We start from the raw sequence: 17,848 nt of genomic DNA, 5'->3' as shown, positions 1-17,848 counted from the left end.
GCGCCGTGACCAGATCCCCGGACCTCGAACGGCGACTGCTGGTCCGGGCCCGCGCCGTCATCACCGCGCAGGTGGCCGGGGCCGTGACCCTCGTCGTGGCGCTCGTCGGCATGCTCGTCTACTGCGTGACGATCGAGGGCCAGGAGTCCTCCGCGCGACGTGACCTCGCCCTCGCGGTCGCCCAGGCCGACATCGCCCACCCGCCGCCCTGCATCTGGCTGTTCGAGCTGCGCGGGAACGCCCTGACCACCTCACCCGGCGCGCCCGCGGACCTGCCCGTGCGCTCGGTGCTGCGCCGCGTCGCGGCCGACCACCGCACCAGGGTCGGACGGGCCACGGTCGGCGGCCGGGCCTATGTCGTACGGACGGCGGCCCGCGGAGGCGTGGTCCGGCAGGCGGCCATCGACCTGCGCTACCAGGTGGAGGAGCGCCGCCGGCTCTACGGCGCGCTCGCCGCGGCCGAGGCCGCCGGGCTGGCGGCGGCGCTGGTCGTGGGCCAGTTGCTCTCCCGCCGGGCGATCGCGCCGCTGGGCGAGGCCCTCGCCCGCCAGCGCCGGTTCGTCGCCGACGCGAGCCATGAGCTGCGCACGCCGCTGACCCAGCTGCACACGCGCGCGCAGCTCATGGAGCGCCGGCTGCGTTCCGGCGGCGACCCGGCGGACCTGGCCACCGAGCTGCGGCGCATGGTCACCGGCACCCGCCAGCTCGGCGAGGTCATCGACGACCTGCTCCTGTCGGCGCAGCTCCGGCAGAGCCGGCGACCGTTCGGCGCGGTGGACCTCGGAGTCCTCGCCGACGACCTGGTCACCGCCGAGAGCGCCCGCGCCGAGGCCCGCCGGGCCACCGTCGAGGTCCGGCGCCGGGACGCGGGGCCGTACGCCGTCCGTGGCGTGGAGCCGGCGCTGCGGCGAGTGGTCACCTCGCTGATCGACAACGCCTTCGGTCACATCGCCCCGGGCGGGCGGATCACGGTGACGCTGACCCGGAGCGAGAGCGTGGTCGCGCTGGAGGTCCGCGACGACGGCGTCGGACTCGACCCCGGAGACGCCGAGCGGCTGTTCACCCGGTTCGCCCGCGGGGAGCACGGCACGGGCCGCAGGTTCGGCCTCGGGCTGGCCCTCGTCCGCGAGGTGGTCGACGGCCACGGCGGCACGATCGAGGTGGACGGACGGCCCGGCGCGGGCGCGGCCTTCACCGTACGCCTGCCCGCGGCCCCCCGCGCCGAGCCCGCGTTCCCCCGCGTCGAGCATGCCGAGGTCAACCCGTCTCCGCCTCCACCAGTGGCCGCCCCGCGGTCTCCATCCCGGTGAGCCGCAGCACCAGCGCCGCCGCGCCGACGGGAACCGCGACGACGAGCGCCATCGTGGGCAGCTCGGGCGCCGAGGTGAGCAGCAGCGGGCCGAGCATGCCGCCGATCTTGCCCGCGGCCGCGGCCAGACCGCTGCCGCCCGCGCGCAGGGCGGTCGGATAGACCTCGGTGGAGTACGGCGACAGCAGCGCGATCATGCCGCCGGCCCCGGCCAGCAGCGTGACCAGCAGGACGAGGAGGAGCGCCCGGCCGCGGTCCGCGTCCACGCCGAGCACCGGGAACAGCACGAGCACCCCGCCGGTGATCGCGGCGTAGCAGAACATGGTCCGGCGGCTGCCCCACCGCCCGTACAGGTAGGCGGCCAGCACGGTGTTCGGCACCGCGAACAGGGAGGAGAAGAACAACAGCCCGCCCGCCGAGTGTTTGCCGCCATCGCCCAGGAACGTCGGCAGGAACGTGATGAAGCCCCAGTTCACGATGCCCCAGCCCAGGCCGTACAGGGTGATGGTGGCCGTGCGGCGGCGGAACGGCGGCACCACGAGCGCGCGCAGCCGGGACCGGAACGACGACCAGGCGGGCGGGGTCACGGGCGCGGGACCGGACGCGCGGGTCGTGATCCCGTATCGCGCCATCACCCGGGCCGCCTCCTCCTCCCGGCCCATCGTCAGCAGGAACCGCGGCGACTCGGGGATCCAGTGGCTCAGCAGGAGCAGCAGCGCGCCGGTCGGCGCGTTCAGCACCCACAGGATCCGCCAGCCGAAGTGCGGGATCAGCAGGGTGGACGCGCCGCTGGCCACGAGGTACCCCAGCGCCGCGCCCAGCCCGCTCTGCAGCACGATCAGCCCGCCGCGCCGCCGGGCCGGGATCGACTCCGCCATCAGCGAGTACACGGTGGGCAGCATGCCGCCCGCCGCCGCCCCCATGAAGAAGCACATGACGAGGTTCCAGCCGAGGCTGGGCATGAAGCCGCAGATCGAGGTGGCGATGTAGATGATCGAGGACAGCAGGATCGTCGACCGGCGGCCGAAGACGTCGGCGAGGAACCCCCACAGCACGGACCCGATGACGGTCCCGATGATGGCGACGAAGGGCAGCGTCGCCGCCTCCCGCGTGCTGATCCCGTACTCCATCGACATGCCGGGCACCACGAAGCCGAGCGAGGCCGGCTTCATCGTGTCGACGACCAGGCCGACCGTGAGCACGACCACGAGCAGCCAGTGCGCGCGCGACAGCGGCGCCTCGTCGAGCGCGGCGTACGGCACGGCCGAGGCGCGCCGCGCCCGGGCGGCCCGCTCCTCCCGCCCGGGCAGCAGGCACCACGTGCACAGGGCGAGGCCGATCACGATCAGCGTCATGCCGAGCGACATCGTCCGGCCCATCGGCATCCCGGCCATCATGTAGTGGTCGTGCCGGGCCGTCACGTAGTCGGGGACGTGCATGAGAACCCCGGCCGTGACCAGCAGGGCGCCGATCCAGAACGCGTGTCGTTTCACCGTGACCTCCCGGTGCCGGGACAGGCCGCCTCAACGGCCGCGAAATGACGCTCGCACAGCCGTTGCCGGCGGGCGTCCCACACCATGTAGCCGCCGAGGACGAGCTGGACGACGCTGCGCCAGACGTCCTCCCAGCGATCCCGGACGCGCATGACCGCCAGCCGCGCCGCGGGCCGTACGCCGGAGACGGCCGCGCCGCGGGGGATCAGCAGGCAGGGGCCCCGGTTCGGCGCGGACCGGGTGTGCGCGGCGGACGTCCGCAGCGCGAACCGCCGGACCACCTCGCGCGCCGCGACCCGCATCGTGATCGGGGTCAGGTGCCAGGCCGGGCAGGGGCGGTTCGCGGCGATCCCGAACGGGATGTGGTCGGCGTCCCGCGCCGCCAGCGTCTCCCAGCGCTCGGGACGGAACTCGTCGGGGTCCTCGAACCGGGCGCGATGGAACTCCGGATAGGAGAAGAGAAGCACCGACCCCGCCGGGATCGTCGTGTGGTCGTCGACCCGGATCTCGCCCGAGGTGACGCGGTGCGCGACGCCGAACAGCGGGTACAGCCGGAGCGTCTCGTCGATCACCCGCTGGACGTACCGGTCGTCGGCATCGCGCAGCCGTTCCTGCACGTCCGGGTGGCCCGCCAGCACCATCAGCAGGTGGGTCATGGCCTCCGACGTCTGCACGACCGCGGTGTTGAAGAAGGTGCCCTGCAGGTACAGCGCCCGCTCCCGTGCCGAGAGCCCCACCGGCAGCGGATGCCGTACGTCGGCGAGGCGGCGTTCCAGGTGGTCGGTGAGCCGGACCCGCCGGTCCATGTGCCGCAGCCCGCAGCACTTCAGCGCGGTCACCACGTCGTCGGCGTTGGCGACGACGAGGTCGCGCGCCTCCGGCGGGCACGGCTCGCCGAAGACCACCTCGTAGTAGAACTCCGCCCAGATCGGCATCATCAGGTTACGGAGCCGTACGGTCGTCGTGCCGTCGATCCCGCGCAGTCCCCGCTCGACGCACCGGACGGTGAGCTCCTCCGCCCGCGCGGTCGGCATGGCCAGGATCGCGCGCGTCGTCCGGGCGACCTCGTCGTAGCGCGGCCCGGGTTCGAGGTGCTCCTGGTGGATGTGCGGGCCGGGCGCCAGCCAGTACCAGAACAGGTCGGACAGGGCCGCGCCCCTGCTGCGGCCGTCCGCCGCCGGATCGGCGTACACCTGCTTGAACCGGGACACGTCCACCAGCGGGCCGGGCACCGGGATGCCCTCGTCGCCGTTGACCCGGTTGAAGATCCACACGCGGAGCGCGACGACCCGGCCGGGCAGCCAGTACGGCAGGCTCAGCAGGAGGGCGGCCGCGCCCACGGCCAGGACCACGACCGTCATCGGACGAACGTCCGGTCGAGGTCACGGACCGACGCGCACCCGCACTGGACGAGGGCGTGGTCGACCTCGTCGCGGACCCGCTCCAGCACGCCCTTGACGCCCTGCTCGCCCTCGGCGGCCAGGCCCCAGACGACCGGGCGGCCGATCGCCACCGCGCTCGCGCCGAGGGCGATGGCCTTCAGCACGTCGGTGCCGCGCCGGATCCCGCCGTCCATCAGCACGGGCAGGCCGCCCGCGGCGGCCACGACGTCCGGGAGGACGTCGATCGTGGCGGGCACCGTGTCGAGCTGGCGGCCGCCGTGGTTGGACACCATGAGCCCGGCGACGCCGGCGTCGGCGGCGAGCCGGGCGTCTTCGGGGTGCAGGACGCCCTTGAGCACGACCGGCAGGTCGGTGACGTCCCGCAGCCACGCGACGTGGTCCCAGGAGATCTCCGGTGACATCGCGATCTGCCGGACGTGGCCGGGGGAGTCGCCGAACCGGAGGTTCTCGCAGTACAGGCCGTCCGGCAGGTCGTGGAAGCCGTTGCGGTCGTCGCGTTCGCGCCGCCCCAGGGCGGGGGAGTCGACGGTCACGACGAGGGCCCCGCAGCCCGCCGCCTCCGCCCGCCGGACGATCGCCTCCGTGAAGCCGAGGTCGGGCTGGATGTAGAGCTGGAACCACAGCTTCGCGCCTGGCGCCTCGGCCGCGATGGCCTCCACCGCCACGGTCGAGGCCATGCTCACGATCATGATCGTGTCGGCGGCGGCCACCGCCCGCACCGTGGCGCGCTCGCCGTCGGGAGCGGCGAGGCGGTGGAAGGCCGTCGGCGCCACCAGCACCGGCATCGACGCGGCCGTGCCGAGCAGGGTCACGCCGAGCTCCCGCCGCGCGCCGCCGCGCAGGACGCGGGGGACGAGCGCCAGGCGGGCCAGCGCCTCCTCGTTCGCCCGCAGGGTGACCTCGTCGCCCGCGCCGCCCGCGAAGTAGTCGTAGTGCACGGGGTCGAGACGCTCGCGCGCCACCGCCTCGTACTCGCGCAGGGTCCGCACCGGGTCCTCCCTCAGGCCGGCACGGCCGCGGCCTGGGCCGCGAAGAAGGCCCGCAGCGGTTCCCGGTGCGTGTCCGGGGAGTTCCACTCGTTCTCGAGGTTCTCGGTGATGTGATGCGTGGCGACGAGCTCTCCGCCCCGGTAGTGCCGCACGATCGGGTGGAGGTAGTGGCCCTCGTCCGCCCGGCCAGAGTCGCTCTGCGCGATGCGGCGCACCGAGATGTCGAACGGGTCGTGCTTGTCGTGGTCCGGCCCGTAGTCCAGTGTGATCCGGTAGTGGTCGGGCAGGTCGACGTGGTCGAACGGCATCTCCTCCAGGTACCGCGCGCCCTCGCCGTCGACCGCGATCACGTCGGCCAGGAACCCGAACTGCTGCCACAGCGCCGACGTGCGGTTGACCCGTTCGAGCACCGCGTCGGCGAGCGCCTCGGGCGTGCCGGGCAGGTCCCGCTGCGGCCACTCCACGCCTTCGTACCTGCTCTCCAGGATCCGGTGCAGGGCGCGCACGCCGTACCGGAACCCGTGGATGAACCCGCTCGTCCCCTTCTTGAAATCCCGGGACTGGGTGATCGTCCCGCCGAAGTACAGCCCGGGGACGTTCACCGACTCCCACGCCGTCGTCAGGGCGGGGAACCGGTCGCGGATCGTCAGCTCCGGCCGGCACGACTCATCGAAGATGGAGGCGTCGAAGCGGAAGCCGGTGCACACGATGACGCGGTCGTACGGCACGTCCTTGGTGACCTCGTTCGCGCGGGCGAAGCTAACGGTGACGAGGTAGCCGTCGTCCCGCTTCTCGATCTTCTTGACGCTCCCGTCGAGGATCGCGTTCTGCGCCTTGAGCTGGTACGTGTCGAGGAAGTTGTTGTTGACCGCGCGCAGGTGCCCGACGAAGTGCGTCTGCCACGCCAGCCGTACGGAACTCGGCCCCGCGACGTGGATCACCGCGGCCTTCTCGATGAGGTTGTCCGCGGTCTCGAACGCCGAGTTGCCCTTCCCGATGATCAGCACCCGCTGGTCGGTGAAGTCCGCCGGGTCCACCGACACCTCCGTGTAGAGCTCGGCGGTCTCGATGCCGGGGATCGGCGGGACGTACGGCTGCGAGGGACCGGTCGCGGCGACCACCCGCCGGGCGCGGTGCACGTCACCGCTCTCGGTCCGCACCTCGAAGCCCTCGTCGTCGCGGGTGACGTGGACGACCCGGCTGTCGCAGCCGATCTTCAGCTTCGTCGCCTCGGCGAAGTCGCTCAGGTAGCGCACCATCTCGTCGGCGGGCGGGAAGTACCGCTCGCTGTACCGGGTGAACAGCAGCTCCGGGTCGTCGGACAGCAGCGAGTTCCAGTCCATCCGCAGGTTCAGCTCCGGGTCGGTCCACCCGGTGTGCCGCTTGTTGTTCGAGATCAGCGTCCGGTGCCGGGGGAACGTCCTGAAGAAGTGGCCGGGAGTCGGCCCGGCCTCGAGGATGAGATAGTCACGGCCCGCCCGCTCCAGCAGATATCCGAGCTGCAGCCCGGCCGGTCCCGCTCCGATCACCAGGTAGTCCTTCACCACGCACCTCAGCCGTTCGATCAGGGGTCGGACGCGGCAAGGATGGGCTCGCGAATCTCAGAGCTTCTTCAGAGGCGACCGGCGGTGTCCGTTCCCGGCCATCGGGAAACCGGATCCGCCACGCGGGGCGTCCTCCCGGTATGCGGCTCACGACGCTCGTCTGGTGCCTCATGCTCGCGGCGACCGGCTGCGGCACGGGCACGAACTGCGCCGCGATCCTCCGCCCCTCGACCGTCGTCTTCATCGTCAAGGCGGATCTGCCGGCGGGGACCGGCGGCACGGTGAGCGTGTGGGCGTGCGTCGACAAGAGGTGCCGGACGTCCTTCGACCTGCCCGTGACCGGCGACCTGAGGGTGGTCGTGGCGGCCCCGGACCTGACGAGACCCGTCACCGTGCCCGTCGCACTGCGCGTCTACCGCACCGGGAACCGCCTCATCTTCGCCGGCGCCCGCCGGGTCCGCGTCAGGCGAGATCCGTCCCACCCGGGCCCCTGCGAAGACGCGTACACGGCGACGCTCGTGGCGTCGAGATCCGGCGGCCTTCAGCTCGCGCCGACGCCACAGCCGCCGGCCCCCGGCCCGGTCACTCCGGCTGCGGGCTGACGGCGTCGTCGGCCTCCCGGCCGGCGATGAGCGGGCCGATGACCCGCGTGCCGGGGCCGACGCACTCACCCGGTCCGGGAAGCTGCGTCGTGTTGTGCACCGTGAGCGGCCCGCCGCAGTGCGCGCAGGCGGTCACCGCGTGGGTGTCCTGGCCGCAGTCGAGGTGGCGGATGCGGGCGGGCGGCCCGGTCGGACCGGCGTACCAGCGGTCGCCCCAGTTCATCAGGGCGAGCAGCACGGGGTACAGCTCCTCGCCCTTCTGCGTCGCACGGTAGTCGTCGCGCGGCGGGTGGTCCTGGTAGCGCTCGCGGACGAGGACTCCCTCCTCGACGAGACGGGTCAGCCGGGCGGCCAGGATTTTGCGGGAGATGCCGAGGTCGTTCGTGAGGTCCTCGAAACGGGTTACGCCGGTGATGACGTCGCGCATGATCAGCGCGGTCCACGCGTCACCGAACAGGTCGGTGGCGCGTGCGATGGAGCAGGCCATATCGGAGAGCCGGATCCGGGTCACAGGACGACCCTAACCGAGTTCCCTGAGGGAACGCTCACCTAATGCGCCTTAGTGTCACGATCCGGTCATGGCCGGTAATTGCCAAGAAGTGATCTTGGAGGTAAATGTGACGCTATGTCGCGTCACATGCACTTTGTTGGAAGTCTGCCGCCGGACGTGTGCGGCACCCCTCGCGAGGCCATGGAGTGGATCACTCGTCAGGTCGGCGATCACCGGCTGACCACGCTGCCCTGCGACCTCGACCCCAACTGGATCGTCGCCTACCTGCGCACCCTCGCCGAGCGTCCGGCGTTCGAGGTCGACCGGCCCGGCGAGTACACCGGTTACAAGGACATGCGCCGGTACGGCGTCCGGCGCGGCCACAAGCTCCAGCCCGCGGACGTGGCGATGGCCCGGGAGGACGCGCTGCGCGAGATGCTGGAGGAGTTCCGCGCGCTGCGCGCCGAACGCCCCGAACTCGCCGACGTCCGCCTGCAGCTCAGTCTGCCCAATCCGCTCGACCTGGCGATCTTCGTGTTCGAGGGCCGGCCGTGGCTGTCCCTGCGGTACCTCTCGGTGTTCACCCAGGCGGTCGTCGACGAGGTGACCGCGTTCAACGCGGTGACGGGCCAGGACGTCGTCTGGCAACTGGAGACGCCCTCCGTCCTGGTCGGTATGGACATGGCGAAACGGCTGCCCGGCGGCCGGTCCTTCGCCGCGCGCCTGCTCGCCCGCCAGGTCGCCGGCCTGCTCGGCCGCCTCCCCGCCGACGCGGACGTGATCCTGCACCTGTGCTACGGCAACCTGGCGAACACCGAGCTCGTCGCGCCGCGCGACCTCGGCCCGGCCGTGAAGTACCTCAACTTCCTGGCCCCCGCCCTGCGCCGCGCCGGCCGGCCACTGCCGCCGGTGCACATCCCCGCGGCGTACGGCGCGCATCCCTCGCCGCGCACCGAGGAGTTCTACCGGCCGCTGCGGCGGCTCGACCCGGAGTGGCGGATCATCGCCGGCATCGCCGCCGCGACCGATCCGGAGGGTAGCGCCGAGAGCCTGCGGCTGATCGAGGCCGCCGCCGGCCGCGAGGCGTACGCGGTCGCCACGGCCTGCGGTCTGGGCCGCCACACCGTCGAACAGGCCGCGCGGGCGGTCGAGGCGATGGCCGTCGCGGTCGGCGCCGGCCGGCGTTGACGCCGAGGTCCGGGCGCCGGTCCTCACGTCGGCGCCCGGGCCGTCAGCTGCTCCAGCACCGCGAGCTGCTCGTCCGGAGGCGTCCGCATCGCCCACAGCACGTGCGCGGCGCCCAGCGCCCGTACGCGCGGGAGGTCGTCGAGCACCTGCTCCACCGACCCGGTCAGCGGCGTCCGCCCCGCGCGCGGCTTCGCGGTGATGGAGCCGTTGACCCGGACGACGATGGGCAGGGACTCCGGGTCCCGCCCGGCACGCTCCGCCGCCCGCCGGAACACCGACACCGTCTCCTCGAGCTGCTCCCACGCCATGACCACCGGATTGAGCCCGAGCCCCAGCCGCGCGGCGCGTTCGACCGCGGCTCGGGCGACGGCACCGGCGAGGAGCGCCGGTCCGCCCGGCCGCACGGGCTTCGGACCGATCTGCGACTCGGGGATCTCGTAGAACTCTCCCTCGAACCGTACGGGGTCCGGTCCCCACACCGCCCGCATCGCCACGAGGTGCTCCGCGAACCGCGCGCCGCGCCGCTCCCGCGGCACACCGGCCACCGCGAACTCGTGCGCCATCCACCCCTGCCCGAGACCGACGACCAGCCGCCCGCCGCTCAGCACGTCCAGGGTCGCCAGCCGCCGCGCCAGCACGACCGGCGGATGCAACGGGGCGGCGATCACGCTGGTGCCCAGCCGGATCCGGCTCGTCCGCGCCGCGACGAAGCTCAGCGTCTCCAGCGGGTCGTAGACCGTGGCGTACGCCTCGGGCAGCGGCGCCGGCGGTGCGAACCCGCCGTACGAGACCGGCTCCACGGGGCGCAGCAGCCGCTCGAACGTCCAGACCGCGCCCAGCCCGATCCGCTCGGCCTGCTCCGCCACCCGGACCACCGCCTCGGGCGACGCCCCCGACCCGTACGAGGGAAGGTTGAGCCCGAAATCCATGCGCGCCCCCGGTCGCGGACAGATCGCTCTCGTCGGCGAACCTACCCCGGGTGGTCGGCCGCTACCCACGGTGATCCGGGCGGCCGTACCGCCGATGACGATGGCCCCAAGTCGCCGAGCGCATGATCCACCGGACAGGTGTAGGTCATTCTCCGAGGTGCGCGTGCAGTTCTTCGGCTGTCATCCGGTCGAATCGAGAGAGCATCGCGCCGAGGAAACGCAGTTGGTCGAGGTCGGCGGTCGCCACGTGGACGGGACCGCCGTGCCACTCCCACAGCGGGATGCCGTTGAGGTTCGAGGCCGCCGACCAGCCGGGCGGCGCCGGCAGCTCGACGGGTATTCGCTGCGCGAATCTCAGGCTCATGGCGGCGGCGGCCGGATACTTGCGGATGAGTCCGTCGAGTTGCAACAACTCGGCGGCCGTCGAGGGCGTTCGATCGGTCAATGAATCGATGGACGTACGTAGCCGGGACAGTGAGCGAAGGAGCTCTTCTTCGGGCGTCATCGCCGACGGACCTGAATGGAGACGACGTTCTTGATCGCCGTGACGAGATCGTCGACCTCGTCGGCGGTGAGGATCCGATTCCCGTCACGGAGATGGGAGATCGGCTTGCCCCATGACCAGTACCACCGGAGGGCGCCGTCCTCGTCCGGCCGACACGTGACCTGCTCGGACAGGTGGTGATCGGCCGCGATGATCAGAACCGTGTGCCCGTACAGTTCCGCGTTGAGGCCGGCCAGTTGGCAGGCCTGCGTCAGCCACTTCGCGTAGGCGTATATCTGCTCCGCCTTGTGCTCTTCCATTCGCGTTCCCCTTTCTCGAATCGCGTCCAGAATCGCCATCGGCCACTTATGATCGGAACACCTTGAAGCGCTTGTCACGGCCAGGCCACGAGGGGGCCGCGCAAGATATTGCGCGTTATGGTCCGGCGAAAGGGGACAAAAATGGGCAGGATGCCGAGCCCGGCACTGATCACTCTCGGGCGCCAGATGCGGCGGTACCGCGACGCCGCCGGACTCCGCCAGCGGGAGCTGGGCGAGCTCCTCGGCTACAGCGAGCCATGGGTGAGCGCGCTGGAGACCGGGCGGCTCCTCCCGAAGGCCGACCAGGTCGCCGCCATCGAGAGGGCACTGCACATCCCCGCGGGCGTCCTCCTGGAGGTCTGCCGGCAACTCGACATCGACCCGACACCCCAGTGGTTCCGAGAGTGGCGCGACGTCGAGACGACAGCGGACGTCCTCCGCTGGGTCGAGCTGTCGATCATTCCCGGGCTGCTTCAGACCGAGGAGTACGCCGCCGTCCTGCTGGGAGGAGACGAGGCGGCGGTGGCCGCACGGATGGACCGTCAACAGCTTCTGACCAGGGATTCTCCGAAGCCTCCGATGCTGCACTTCGTCCTTGATGAAACAGTGCTATATCGAGGACGCGGAGGGCCCAAGGTCATGCATGGCCAGTTAATGCATCTTGCCGACTCCGCAGGCTCTCATCTCACGATCCAAGTTGTACGCTCGGACGTGAATCCCCGATCGCTGGGGGCGTACATTCTCGCGACCGTAGACGGGCGCGACGTGGCGTATCTGGAGACGGCGGTGCGCGGACTGGTGACCTCCACTCAGGAGGATGTCTCGATCCTTTCGCGTGCCTGGGAGTCCGTGCGGTCGTTCGCCATGCCACAGCACGAGTCGATCGATTTCATTCGCAGAACGGCGGAGGAACGATGGGTCTGATTACTGACTGGCGTAAGTCCCGGCGCAGCGGAGAGAACGGCGGTGCCTGCGTAGAGGTCGCCCTGGCGGAGAAGGCAGCCAAGTAGCCAAGCGAAGCGCCAGAGGAGCGGCCATGAGCTTGATCACTGACTGGCGTAAGTCCCGGCGCAGCGCGCAGAACGGCGGTGCCTGTGTCGAGGTTGCCGTAACTGAGAAGACGGCCGAGTAGTCGGCTCAGGCTCCCGGCCTCCTTGCCTCCTCGTCGGCTCGCTGGCGAGGAGGCCAGGAGATTGCCTCGGCAGAGACGACCGGTCGATTCCTAAGGACGGATGTAGGGGCGGGTCAGGATCTCCATGTTGTGGCCGTCCGGGTCTTCGAAGTAGGCGCCGCGGCCGCCGAAGAGGTTGTTCGTCTTCCCCGGTTCGGTGTGGTGGGGGTCGGCGTAGTAGGTGACGCGGGCGGCCTCGAGGCGGGCGATCATGTCGTCGAATCGCTCGTCGGGGACGAGGAACGCGTAGTGCTGTGACTGGACCGGCTCGTCCCGCTTATCGAGATAGTCGAGCGTGACGCCGTTGCCGAGGTCGACGGGCAGGAACGGCCCGAACGGCGCGCCGACCTCCAGCCCGAGGATCTCGGCGATGAACTCCGCCGATGTTCGCTTGTCCGTGGCGTAGATCGCGGTGTGGTTCAGCTGAACCGTGGTGATGTGCTGTTGGGTCATGGGTGATGCCTCTCCTCGTTCGCTGGAATCGGCGACGCGCGGGCGCCGCAGGTCAAGGCGGGGGAGAGGGATGGGCGGGCCGCGTGCCCGCCGTGCGGTCACGCGGAGGCCGGGCGCCTCACTCGTGTGTGGCCCATGGCCGACCCGGCAGTCACACCGTCGACCCTAACGGCCCTGGTAGAGGAGGACAACGTCGCGTTTCGGGGTGGCCCCGCAGTGATCACTGGCGTTCACTGCGGTCTATGCGCAGCGACCGCCAGTGATCACCGCGGGGCCTGAGGCCGAGGTCGATCGATGGTCTGTGGAGAGCCGCGATGAGCGCGGTTTCGCAAAGGGGGACCCTCCATCGGGTCGTTCGGGATCGTTCGGGGGTCCGTCTGCACGATGATTACGTGCATGCGTCGTTTTATGATCATGACCGTCGCCGCGCTCGCGGTGACGTCGGCCTGTTCGAGCGGCTCTCACCCGGCGACCTCGACCGGTGCTGCGGGAACGAAGTCGCCGAAATCGACCGCCGCGGCCGAATCGGCGACCAAGGCCAACATCCCTGGTTTCTCCGGGCCGGTCGACTCGTCCAGCGGTGTCACCCACGTGTTCGGTACGTGCCTGAAATCCTGGTACACCCCGGCGAGATCCGGCACGCGCGTCCACGTGGAGTACCCCGGACCGGCGAACATCAGCGTCGACCTGTCGATGACGGACAAGTCCGAGCCGCCGCCCGAGGCGCACAAGCAGTTCACCATGGCCCAGGGCACGCAGACGAAGGATCTGCGGTTCCCGGCGATTACGCACGCCGGTTACCCGCAGGTCACCGTGACCTCCGGGAGCAAGACGCAGACCTGCGACGCGGCGAAGCACTGAGTCTCCGGCCGGGCGGAACGCTCGGTGAAGGGCGTCAGTGGCATGCCGTTACGGGGCCTTCGTCCTGACTTGGGGTTGCTATCGCCGAGCATTCCGTACGCCCGCCCGCCGGCTGCCGTCGTGCCTGAGCCGGCGGGTCGATGATCACTGGCGTTCACTGCTTTCTATGGGCGGCGACCGCCAGTGATCACGGCGTTTCGTCGCCCGTACGGCGATCCAGGTAGGAGATCAGGCGGACCTCGCTTCGTCTCAGCCGGTCCTGCTCATCCAGGGGAAGAGCCGCCAGGGCGTCGGGGAGGGCCTCCTTGCGTGGTACGTGGACCATCGTTCCGGTGTAGATCCGGCAGCCGGAGCACCAGGACAGGGAGATGCAGCGTTCGCGGCTCGTCGACTCGGGCGGGTGGCAGCGGTACACGTACGAACGCACGGCCGTGCGGCAGGCGGCGCAGACCCAGCGGTCGCCGTTCTGGACGAAATTCGACAGGTCGACCTTGAGCCAGCGCTGCGGATCCGGCCCTCTTCAATTCGGCATGACCGGCATTGTGCTACAGCCGCGCGGCCACTGCCCAGGTCCCCGCCGCGCAGGTCGGTACCCGGCGCCGCCGCGCCGGTCCCGGCCGTGCGCGAAGGAGCCCGGCCTCATCGGGATCGTGGTCGGCTCGGTCGTCGGGCGGCTCGGCCGTTCTTGATCGGTTACAGTCGGGGCGGCATCGTGCGGAGGAGGGGGCGTGACCAGAGCCGCCCGGCGGGGCTCTTACGGCGTGGACGCGCCGTACGTCCTCTTCGGCCTGGCGTGCGGCGCGGTGGGCCTCGTGTTCGCCGGCATCGGCGTGGGCATCGGGTTCGGCGCGCCGCTCGCCGCGGTGTGCTATGTCCTCGCGGCCGTGATGGCCGTCGGCTTCGCGCTGTACCTGAACGCGACGCGGCGCGGCAAGTTCCAGGTGTGGTCGGAGATCCTCGACGAGGTCGCGCTGCGCGGCGACGAGCGGCTGCTCGACCTCGGCTGCGGGCGGGGCGCCGTCCTGCTCATGGCCGCGGAGCGGCTCACGACCGGCCGGGCGGTCGGCGTCGACCTGTGGCGTACGGTCGACCAGTCGGGCAACGCCATGGACGTGACCGAGCGCAACAGCGTCGCGGAGGGCGTCCGTGACCGGGTCGAGCTGCGCACCGGGGACATGACGGAGCTGCCGTTCGGCGACGGCGAGTTCGACGTGGTCGTCTCGAACGTCGCCGTGCACAACATCAAGTCCGCCGAGGGCCGCGCGCGGGCGATCGACGAGGCGGTACGGGTTCTCCGCCCGGGCGGCAGGCTGTTCATCGCGGACATCGTCGCGGCCGCCGACTACCGGCGACGGCTCACGGAGCTGGGCGCGGCCGACGTCGAGACGCGTCCGCTCGGCTGGCGGATGTGGTGGGGCGGTCCCTGGATGGGCACCCGGCTCGTCACCGCGGCGAAGGCGGACGACCCGGGCGCCTCCGCGCCCTGAGAGGACGATGCGTGCTCTATCCGGAGATCGAGCCGTACGACCACGGCATGCTGGACGTCGGCGACGGGCAGCGCGTCTACTGGGAGGTCTGCGGCAATCCGGACGGCAGGCCGGCCGTCGCGCTGCACGGCGGGCCGGGCTCGGGGTGCGGGCCGTGGTGGCGGAGGTGCTTCGATCCCGACGTCTACCGGGTCGTGCTGTTCGACCAGCGTGGCTGCGGTCGCAGCACGCCGCACGCGAGCGCCCCGGTCGTCGACCTGAGCGCCAACACGACCGACCATCTGATCGCCGACATCGAACTCCTGCGCCGGCACCTGGCGATCGACCGGTGGCTGGTGCTCGGCGGTTCCTGGGGGTCCACCCTCGGGCTCGCCTACGCCGTACGGCATCCCGGCCGGGTCAGCGAACTCGTCCTGTTCGCGGTGGTCATGACACGGCGCTGGGAGGTCGAGTGGATCACCCGCGACGTCGGCCGGCTCTTCCCGGAGCAGTGGGCGCGGTTCCGCGAGGGCGTGCCGGCCGCCGACCGGGACGGCAGCCTCGTCGAGGCGTACAGCCGGCTGTTGCACGATCCCGACCCCGCCGTCCGCGAGCGGGCCGCGCGTGACTGGTGCGCGTGGGAGGACTCGCACGTGGCCGTTCGGCCGGATCACCGCCCCGACCCACGGTACGAGGACCCGGCCTTCCGGATGTGCTTCGCCCGGCTGGTGACCCACTATTGGCGGCATGCCGCGTTCCTCGACGACGATGTCCTGCTCCGCGACGCGCGACGCCTCGCCGGAATCCCCGGCGCGCTGATCCACGGCCGCCTCGACGCCAGCAGCCCGCTCCAGACGGCCTGGGAACTGTCCCGCGCCTGGCCGGACGGCGAGCTGGTCGTCGTCGACGACGCCGGACACGGCGGGGGCGGCATGACCGACGCCATCGTGGCGGCCACGGACCGCTTCGCCGATACGCCCGGGGGAGTGAGGTGACGCCCTCTCAGATGCTCTGGCGACGCCAGTGCTCTCCGAGGCCCGGTTCAGTGGGCGATGACGAACGCTCGCTGATGGATCTTACAGAAACGCTTCTTCCTGCAGATGGCATTGTTGCGGGCCATCTTCGAATGGACGTTCGCGTCGGCGACCTGCTGTATCCCGCGGAGGTGCGTAGGGCTTCGGATGGTAATGGAGCTGAGGTTATGGTGACCGTTCGCAATATGGTTGTCGTCGCCGAGCGGAGCGAAGGCCGGCGCGCTACGGTAGATTCTTTCCGCTTCCGCATCAGTGTTCATCGACGTGCCCAGAGCTGCGAAGAGGCCGAGGCCGAGAAGGACAAGGGGGCGGCATGCGGTCTTCGCTCTCATAATCCCTTCCTTTCGCAGACACGCTGAGACAGAACGCCGCTGCGGAGTCAGCCGTTGTGCACGGCAGAACGCTTCGTGTCCGGACATCCGGTGCGCTCTGCTACATACCCGTTGATCGGCCGGGGATAGCGCTGCGCCGACTCTTGGTGCAGATGGTTACCTCCGCTTTGCCGGGCGGACCAGCCCGAGGACCGTCAGCGCGGCGACGGCGAGGAGACAGAGCCAGGCGAAGGCGTCGCCGACCAGGTCGTACACGGTCGTGACGCCGCGCGTCGGCACGTAGGCCACCATGGTCTGACGGTCGGTCGTGAAGTAGTCGGTGGCGGCGAGGACGCGGCCCTGGTCGTCGAAGACGGCGGACAGGCCCTCGGAGTCCTGGCGCACCAGCGCGTAGCCGCCTTCGATCGCGCGCAGCGCGGCCTTCTCGGTGTGCGCCCGGCCGTACTCCCGCCAGTCGTGCGCGGGAACGAGCATGATGTCGGCCCGTACCCGCATCAGGTCGGGGAAGTCCGCGTCGTAGCAGATGACGTTCGCGATCCGGCCGTACGGCGTGTCGACGACCGGGACGCGTCCGTCTCCCGGGGTGAACGTCTCCGAGCCGGGAATGGGATGGGCCTTCTGGTACGTCCACAGCACCCGCCCGTCCGGGCCTATGAAGACGGTCTCGTCGCGCCCGTAGGCCGGGGCGGCCGTGCTGTACACGCCGAGACCGATCTCCAGGTAGACGCCCGACCTTCGCGCCTCCTGCCTCGCCCGCGTGATGGCGGCGGGCTCGTCCGGCTCCAGCGTCTTGACGCCTTCTTCGGGCCAGACCACGATCTTGGCTCCCGCCTCGGCCTCGCGGCGGGTGGTCGCCAGCAGGTCGTCCTCCACCGCGGTCATCGCGGGCCGGAGCGCCGAGGGCGGGGCGGCGGCGACCTCGCGGCGGCCACCGGGGACCCGACCGAGCGCCGCATGCAGGGCCTCGGTCACCTCCCGGCCGGGACTGACCCCGGCGATCCGGACCGTCGCCCCGCCGCCGGGCGAGAACGCGAGCCGCGCGCCGCCGCCGAGGACGACGGCGGTCAGCACGGCCACGTACACGCCGCCGCCGCGGGCCGACCGCCACGAGGGCCGTTCCCAGAACCGGGCGATGACACTCGCGGACCACGCGATCAGGAAGCCGACGCCGTACGACCCGGTGATCGAGGTGACCTGCAGCAGCGGCAGGTCGCCGTACTGGGTGACGGTGAGCGAACCGTACGCGGTGCCGAACGGCGACAGCAGCGTGATGAGGAACTCCGATCCGGCGACCGCCGCGGGGAACGTCAGCACCGACATCCACGGGCGCAGCCGCCCGACGAGCAGCCGGTCCAGCAGGAACGGCAGCGTCTGCAGCGCGCTCAGGCCGACCGCTCCGGCGATGATGACGACGTTGAAGCCCATCGCCGACTCGTAGACCCAGAACATGGCCGCGGCGATGTTCGCGAGCAGGATCCACAGGGCCGCCGACCACGCGCGGCCGGTGCGGGCGAAGCGCAGCAGGAGCACCGGGAAGATCCACGCCGCGACGGGGATGTCCCACCGGCCGCCGACCGCGAACAGCATCGCCGCGGTGCCGAGGACCAAGAGCGCGTACCGCGCCCACGTCGGCGTCGTACGCCGGGCATCGTCCATTTCTCGTTTCCTGTTCTCGGGAGGAATCGTCCGCATGGGTGCGGGAGCGCCGTTCTCCGGCCGCGCCGAAAACGCTATGAGCGCCGGTCCGTGTGCCGCCTCGTCCTCTTCGCCGATTCCTCGA

General features: G+C 71.1%; 21 protein-coding genes. 9 read left to right on the top strand and 12 right to left on the bottom strand.

Features of this window, described 5'->3' with window-relative positions:
* Positions 1-5 precede the first annotated feature (5 nt).
* Positions 6-1,310: a sensor histidine kinase gene (locus tag ABD978_RS19660; RefSeq protein ID WP_345356114.1), complete on the top strand. Its 1,305-nt coding sequence runs from the start codon at positions 6-8 to the stop codon at positions 1,308-1,310.
* Here the strand turns inward: ABD978_RS19660 and ABD978_RS19655 are convergent.
* Genes ABD978_RS19655 through ABD978_RS19640 form a run of 4 tightly spaced genes read right to left on the bottom strand, consistent with a single transcriptional unit; the run spans position 1,258 to position 6,738 of the window.
* On the bottom strand, positions 1,258-2,802 hold the full coding sequence (locus ABD978_RS19655; RefSeq protein ID WP_345356111.1) for an MFS transporter: 1,545 nt from the start codon (positions 2,800-2,802) through the stop codon (positions 1,258-1,260). The two genes, ABD978_RS19660 and ABD978_RS19655, sit on opposite strands and share 53 nt — an antisense overlap.
* Positions 2,799-4,163: a cytochrome P450 gene (locus tag ABD978_RS19650; RefSeq protein ID WP_345356108.1), complete on the bottom strand. Its 1,365-nt coding sequence runs from the start codon at positions 4,161-4,163 to the stop codon at positions 2,799-2,801. Before ABD978_RS19650 ends, ABD978_RS19655 begins: the two co-directional genes overlap by 4 nt.
* Entirely contained in the window at positions 4,160-5,194 is a 1,035-nt protein-coding gene (locus ABD978_RS19645) for an alpha-hydroxy acid oxidase (protein WP_345356105.1), read from the bottom strand. Before ABD978_RS19645 ends, ABD978_RS19650 begins: the two co-directional genes overlap by 4 nt.
* A gap of 11 nt (positions 5,195-5,205) precedes the next feature.
* Positions 5,206-6,738, bottom strand: coding sequence for an NAD(P)-binding domain-containing protein (locus ABD978_RS19640; protein WP_345356103.1), 1,533 nt, complete (start codon positions 6,736-6,738; stop codon positions 5,206-5,208).
* 140 nt (positions 6,739-6,878) lie between these two features.
* Between ABD978_RS19640 and ABD978_RS19635 the strand changes: the two genes are divergently transcribed.
* The gene (locus ABD978_RS19635; RefSeq protein ID WP_345356101.1) at positions 6,879-7,340 is read left to right on the top strand and encodes a hypothetical protein; all 462 of its coding nucleotides are present in this window, start codon (positions 6,879-6,881) and stop codon (positions 7,338-7,340) included.
* Here ABD978_RS19635 and ABD978_RS19630 read toward each other — a convergent pair.
* Positions 7,321-7,851, bottom strand: a complete 531-nt coding sequence (locus tag ABD978_RS19630) for a winged helix-turn-helix transcriptional regulator (RefSeq protein ID WP_345356098.1) — start codon at positions 7,849-7,851, stop codon at positions 7,321-7,323. The genes ABD978_RS19635 and ABD978_RS19630 overlap by 20 nt on opposite strands.
* A 126-nt stretch (positions 7,852-7,977) precedes the next feature.
* Here ABD978_RS19630 and ABD978_RS19625 point away from each other — a divergent pair, with 126 nt between their 5' ends.
* Positions 7,978-9,018 carry a hypothetical protein gene (locus tag ABD978_RS19625; RefSeq protein WP_345356096.1) on the top strand — a complete coding sequence of 347 codons (1,041 nt, stop codon included), beginning with the start codon at positions 7,978-7,980 and terminating at the stop codon, positions 9,016-9,018.
* 23 nt (positions 9,019-9,041) lie between these two features.
* Here ABD978_RS19625 and ABD978_RS19620 read toward each other — a convergent pair whose 3' ends face one another.
* The 3 genes from ABD978_RS19620 to ABD978_RS19610 form a co-directional block, all read right to left on the bottom strand.
* A complete protein-coding gene (locus ABD978_RS19620; RefSeq protein ID WP_345356093.1) occupies positions 9,042-9,947 on the bottom strand; it encodes a TIGR03619 family F420-dependent LLM class oxidoreductase in 906 nt (301 codons plus the stop codon).
* Between the two features lie 145 nt (positions 9,948-10,092).
* A complete protein-coding gene (locus ABD978_RS19615) occupies positions 10,093-10,392 on the bottom strand; it encodes a hypothetical protein (protein ID WP_345356090.1) in 300 nt (99 codons plus the stop codon).
* Between the two features lie 56 nt (positions 10,393-10,448).
* The gene (locus ABD978_RS19610; RefSeq protein ID WP_345356087.1) at positions 10,449-10,751 is read right to left on the bottom strand and encodes a hypothetical protein; all 303 of its coding nucleotides are present in this window, start codon (positions 10,749-10,751) and stop codon (positions 10,449-10,451) included.
* A gap of 141 nt (positions 10,752-10,892) precedes the next feature.
* Here ABD978_RS19610 and ABD978_RS19605 point away from each other — a divergent pair, with 141 nt between their 5' ends.
* Genes ABD978_RS19605 through ABD978_RS19600 form a run of 3 tightly spaced genes read left to right on the top strand, consistent with a single transcriptional unit; the run spans position 10,893 to position 11,883 of the window.
* Positions 10,893-11,675 (top strand): helix-turn-helix domain-containing protein, encoded by a 783-nt coding sequence (locus ABD978_RS19605; protein ID WP_345356084.1) that lies wholly within the window; start codon positions 10,893-10,895, stop codon positions 11,673-11,675.
* Complete coding sequence (locus ABD978_RS43935; RefSeq protein ID WP_364438605.1) at positions 11,666-11,761, top strand: DUF397 domain-containing protein; 96 nt, start codon at positions 11,666-11,668, stop codon at positions 11,759-11,761. Before ABD978_RS19605 ends, ABD978_RS43935 begins: the two co-directional genes overlap by 10 nt.
* A gap of 26 nt (positions 11,762-11,787) precedes the next feature.
* A complete protein-coding gene (locus ABD978_RS19600) occupies positions 11,788-11,883 on the top strand; it encodes a DUF397 domain-containing protein (RefSeq protein WP_345356081.1) in 96 nt (31 codons plus the stop codon).
* A 90-nt stretch (positions 11,884-11,973) separates the two neighbouring features.
* On the opposite strand, the gene ABD978_RS19595 is transcribed toward ABD978_RS19600, so the two are convergent.
* Complete coding sequence (locus ABD978_RS19595) at positions 11,974-12,375, bottom strand: VOC family protein (protein ID WP_345356078.1); 402 nt, start codon at positions 12,373-12,375, stop codon at positions 11,974-11,976.
* 396 nt (positions 12,376-12,771) lie between these two features.
* Here ABD978_RS19595 and ABD978_RS19590 point away from each other — a divergent pair, with 396 nt between their 5' ends.
* Positions 12,772-13,236, top strand: coding sequence for a hypothetical protein (locus ABD978_RS19590; RefSeq protein WP_345356075.1), 465 nt, complete (start codon positions 12,772-12,774; stop codon positions 13,234-13,236).
* Positions 13,237-13,423: 187 nt separating this feature from the next.
* Here the strand turns inward: ABD978_RS19590 and ABD978_RS19585 are convergent, their stop codons facing one another.
* Complete coding sequence (locus tag ABD978_RS19585; protein WP_345356072.1) at positions 13,424-13,663, bottom strand: hypothetical protein; 240 nt, start codon at positions 13,661-13,663, stop codon at positions 13,424-13,426.
* 301 nt (positions 13,664-13,964) lie between these two features.
* Between ABD978_RS19585 and ABD978_RS19580 the strand changes: the two genes are divergently transcribed.
* Positions 13,965-14,723 (top strand): class I SAM-dependent methyltransferase, encoded by a 759-nt coding sequence (locus ABD978_RS19580; protein ID WP_345356069.1) that lies wholly within the window; start codon positions 13,965-13,967, stop codon positions 14,721-14,723.
* 11 nt (positions 14,724-14,734) lie between these two features.
* A complete protein-coding gene (gene pip / locus ABD978_RS19575) occupies positions 14,735-15,697 on the top strand; it encodes a prolyl aminopeptidase (RefSeq protein ID WP_345356066.1) in 963 nt (320 codons plus the stop codon).
* Positions 15,698-15,744: 47 nt separating this feature from the next.
* On the opposite strand, the gene ABD978_RS19570 is transcribed toward pip, so the two are convergent.
* Together ABD978_RS19570 and ABD978_RS19565 are read right to left on the bottom strand one after the other, a co-directional pair.
* Positions 15,745-16,068, bottom strand: a complete 324-nt coding sequence (locus ABD978_RS19570) for a hypothetical protein (protein WP_345356063.1) — start codon at positions 16,066-16,068, stop codon at positions 15,745-15,747.
* A gap of 156 nt (positions 16,069-16,224) precedes the next feature.
* Positions 16,225-17,724, bottom strand: coding sequence for an apolipoprotein N-acyltransferase (locus tag ABD978_RS19565; protein ID WP_345356060.1), 1,500 nt, complete (start codon positions 17,722-17,724; stop codon positions 16,225-16,227).
* Between the last annotated feature and the right edge of the window lie 124 nt (positions 17,725-17,848).

The organism is Actinoallomurus liliacearum (assembly GCF_039542035.1).
Classification (GTDB): Bacteria; Actinomycetota; Actinomycetes; order Streptosporangiales; family Streptosporangiaceae; genus Actinoallomurus; species Actinoallomurus liliacearum.
This window is presented reverse-complemented; position numbering and strand designations above follow the sequence as displayed.